General features: G+C 68.5%; 4 protein-coding genes. 3 read left to right on the forward strand and 1 reads right to left on the reverse strand.

The features are described 5' to 3' along the window. The first annotated feature begins 154 nt into the window (after positions 1–154). The 3 genes from G020_RS0114460 to G020_RS0114470 all read left to right on the forward strand — a co-directional run bounded on the left by G020_RS0114460 (position 155) and on the right by G020_RS0114470 (position 1,398). Complete coding sequence (locus G020_RS0114460) at positions 155–598, forward strand: transposase (RefSeq protein ID WP_024330090.1); 444 nt, start codon at positions 155–157, stop codon at positions 596–598. 289 nt (positions 599–887) lie between these two features. After that, complete coding sequence (locus tag G020_RS0114465; RefSeq protein WP_077244646.1) at positions 888–1,109, forward strand: addiction module protein; 222 nt, start codon at positions 888–890, stop codon at positions 1,107–1,109. After that, positions 1,099–1,398: a type II toxin-antitoxin system RelE/ParE family toxin gene (locus tag G020_RS0114470; RefSeq protein ID WP_019591849.1), complete on the forward strand. Its 300-nt coding sequence runs from the start codon at positions 1,099–1,101 to the stop codon at positions 1,396–1,398. Before G020_RS0114465 ends, G020_RS0114470 begins: the two co-directional genes overlap by 11 nt. Positions 1,399–1,693: 295 nt before the next feature. Here the strand turns inward: G020_RS0114470 and G020_RS0114475 are convergent, their stop codons facing one another. Continuing rightward, positions 1,694–3,055: a phosphomannomutase/phosphoglucomutase gene (locus tag G020_RS0114475; protein WP_019591850.1), complete on the reverse strand. Its 1,362-nt coding sequence runs from the start codon at positions 3,053–3,055 to the stop codon at positions 1,694–1,696. Positions 3,056–3,259: the final 204 nt, after the last annotated feature.

Here is a 3,259-nt window from a genome sequence, read left to right on the forward strand (position 1 = left end):
GTAGGAGGCCGGCCCTCCGGCCGATGGGGCCGCGCTGGATGCCCGAACGCCGGATCGGCCAGGGGGCTGGCCTCCTGCCGGGTAGGGGGTTGGCGGGCATCCGAGGGCGCGATAGGCTTTCTGGCTCAAGGAACACAAGATGGAGAAACGCGCCATGGATGGCCGCCCTCATGCCGAGGCCCTTCGCCGGGGCCGGTATTCCGAACCCGGCCGTATCTATCTGGTGACCACGGTCACGCGTGACCGCACGCCGGTTTTTCAGGATCTGTGGGCCGCCCGCGCCCTGATCGGTACGCTGCGTTACGCGGACAGGGAGAACCACGCGGAGACCCTCGCTTTCGTGGTGATGCCCGACCATCTGCACTGGTTGATGTCGCTGGGCGAAGTGGAATCGTTATCTACCGTGGTTCGATCCATCAAGGCCGTCACGTCCAGGCGTCTGGGGCATGCGGTGTGGCAGCCGGGGTTCCATGACCGAGCATTGCGGCGGGAGGAGGAGCTGTTGCCGATCGCCCGGTATATCGCAGCCAATCCGCTGCGTGCGGGGCTGGTCCGCAAGCTGGGCGATTATCCGCACTGGGACGCGATATGGCTTTAACCGCGCCCTGCAGGAGACGAGCCCGAAATCGGCCGGAGGGCCGGCCTCCTACGGGCCGTGCCCGCCGATCCGCCAGGGCCCGCCGACCCGGTCGGGGCACCCGTAGGAGGCCAGCCCCCTGGCCGATCGGGACGTTGACCGATCCGGCGCAGGGGGGTCGCCCGAACGCAAAATCGGCCGGAGGGCCGGCCTCCCACCGTTCCCCCGCCCCGTAGGAGGCCAGCCCCCTGGCCGATCCCATGCTCGATGCTATGCTGGCCATAATCCCTTGACATTCTGGTACCAGGCTATGGATCCACCCATCGAAAAAATGTCGGTCGCCGAGAAACTGCGAACCATGGAAGCCCTGTGGGAGGACCTGAGCCGCACCCCCGAGCAGGTTCCTGCTCCGGAGTGGCACGGTGAGATCCTGGAGGACCGGGCGGCGCAGATAGAACAGGGGCAGGCGCAATTCACTCCCTGGAGCAGTGCGCGGGAACGCTTGCTCAATCGCCCCCTGAATGAAGATTGAGCTCCTCTCGGAAGCCGAACGCGATCTGACTGACGGCTTTCATTTCTACGAAAAGCTTTGTCCCGGGGTCGGTTTCTATTTTCTCGAAAGCCTGGCCAGCGAAATCGACTCCCTCGCCCTTTACGCAGGCATCCATGAGACCCGGTTCGGCTTCTACCGGCTGCTGGCTCGTCGGTTCCCGTATGCCGTGTATTATCGAATGCCGGAGCCGGAGCGGGTTCAGATTTTTGCCGTGCTCGATTGTCGGCGGTCACCCGAAATGGCGCGGACTCGGCTGCGGCCTGATTGAATGCCGATCGGGCGTTGACCTACCCGGCGCCGGGGGTTGCCCGAACGCAAAATCGGCCGGAGGGCCGGCCTCCTACCGGCCGGGTGGCGTAGGAGGCCAGCCCCCTGGCCGATCCGCCACGACCGGGTGGCGTGGGAGGCCAGCCCCCTGGCCGATCGGGGCCCGACGACCCACCGGGGCAGATCGGCCGGAGGGCCGGCCTCCTACGGGCCGTGCCCGCCGATCCGCCGGGGCCCGCCGACCCGGTCGGGGCACCCGTGGGAGGCCAGCCCCCTGGCCGATCGGGCATCAGGGGTTATTCCCCGGCTTCGATGATGGCAGAGATGTGTTCGACCTGGCGGCGCAGGAGGTGGCGGTCGCCGCGGGTCTCGACGTTGAGGCGCAGCAGGGGTTCGGTGTTGGAGCCGCGCAGGTTGTAGCGCCATTCGGGGAATTCGACGCTGATGCCGTCCGTGCGGTCGATGTGGCCGGACTGTGCGTCGGTGGCGACCATCACGCGGTGGATGACGTCCATCATGTTGTCCACACGGAAGTTGATCTCGCCGCTGCAGGGGAAGCGATCCATGCGTTCGCGCACCATCTCGCGCAGGGACTGCTCGCGCCGCCCCATCAGCTCGACCACCCGCAGCCAGGGCAGCATGCCGGAGTCGCAGTAGTAGAAGTCGCGGAAGAAGTGGTGGGCGCTCATCTCGCCGCCGTACACGGCGTTCTCGCGGCGCATGGTCTCCTTCATGAACGCGTGGCCGGCCTTGCTCTGCACGGGGACGCCGCCGGCGGCCTCGACCATCTCGATGGTGTTCCAGGTGAGGCGCGGGTCGTGCACCACCCGGTTCCCCTGCCCGCCTCCCGGCTGTGCACGCAGGCTGGCCTCGGCCAGCAGGCCGACCATGTAGTACCCCTCGACGAACTCGCCGTGCGAGTCGAAGAAGAAGCAACGGTCGAAGTCGCCGTCCCAGGCCAGGCCGAGGTCGCCGCCGAAGGACAGCACCGCGTCGCTGGTGAAGCGGCGGTTCTCCTCCAGCATGGGGTTGGGGATGCCGTTGGGGAAGTTGCCGTCGGGTTCGGCGTTCTCGCGGATCAGCTGGATCGGCAGATGCGCGTCCAGCTCGTCCAGGACCGGGCCGGCTCCGCCGTTTCCGGGGTTCACGAGCAGGTTGAGCGGCGGCATCACCTCGGGGTCGACCAGGCTCAGCAGGTGGCGGATGTACGCCTCGCGGTGGTACAGCCGCCCGGTGCGCCCGCGTACCCGAGGGGTAAACCCGCCCTGCTCCGCCCGCCAGCGGATCGCCTCCAGCCCGGTGTCCGCGCTCACCGGCCGCGCGCCCTCGCGCACGATCTTGAGCCCGTTGTAGTCCATGGGGTTGTGGCTGGCGGTGACCATGATGCCCGCCCCGGCCCGGTAGTAGGCGGTGGCGAAGTACACCTCCTCGGTGCCGCACAGGCCGATGTCGGCCACGTTGCAGCCGCCGGCGGAGAGCCCGTCGATGACCGCCGCCGCCAGCGCCGGGCTGGTCAGGCGCACGTCCCGCCCCACGATGGCCATCTGCGGCCCCAGCTCCTCCGCAACGGCCCGCGCGATGGTGTACGCCACCCGCTCGTTCAGCTGGGTCGGCACCCGTCCGCGGATGTCGTACGCCTTGAAACAGTCCAGGTTCATGTGCCTCCTTTCGGGCCCGAGGCCGATCCCCGCAGCGAGCCGTGTCAGGAAGGCTACCGCCCGGGGCCGAAAGGTGGAAGGGCCACGCAGGTCACACACCCCCGGTAGGAGGCCAGCCCCCTGGCCGATCGGGCGCAGCGGTGGGAGGCCAGCCTCTGGCCGATCCGGCGCAGGAGATCGGCCGGACGCCGAATCGGCCGGGGG

Origin of the sequence: Thioalkalivibrio sp. ALR17-21 (assembly GCF_000420185.1) — a bacterium.
In the GTDB taxonomy this organism is placed as follows: Bacteria; Pseudomonadota; Gammaproteobacteria; order Ectothiorhodospirales; family Ectothiorhodospiraceae; genus Thioalkalivibrio; species Thioalkalivibrio halophilus.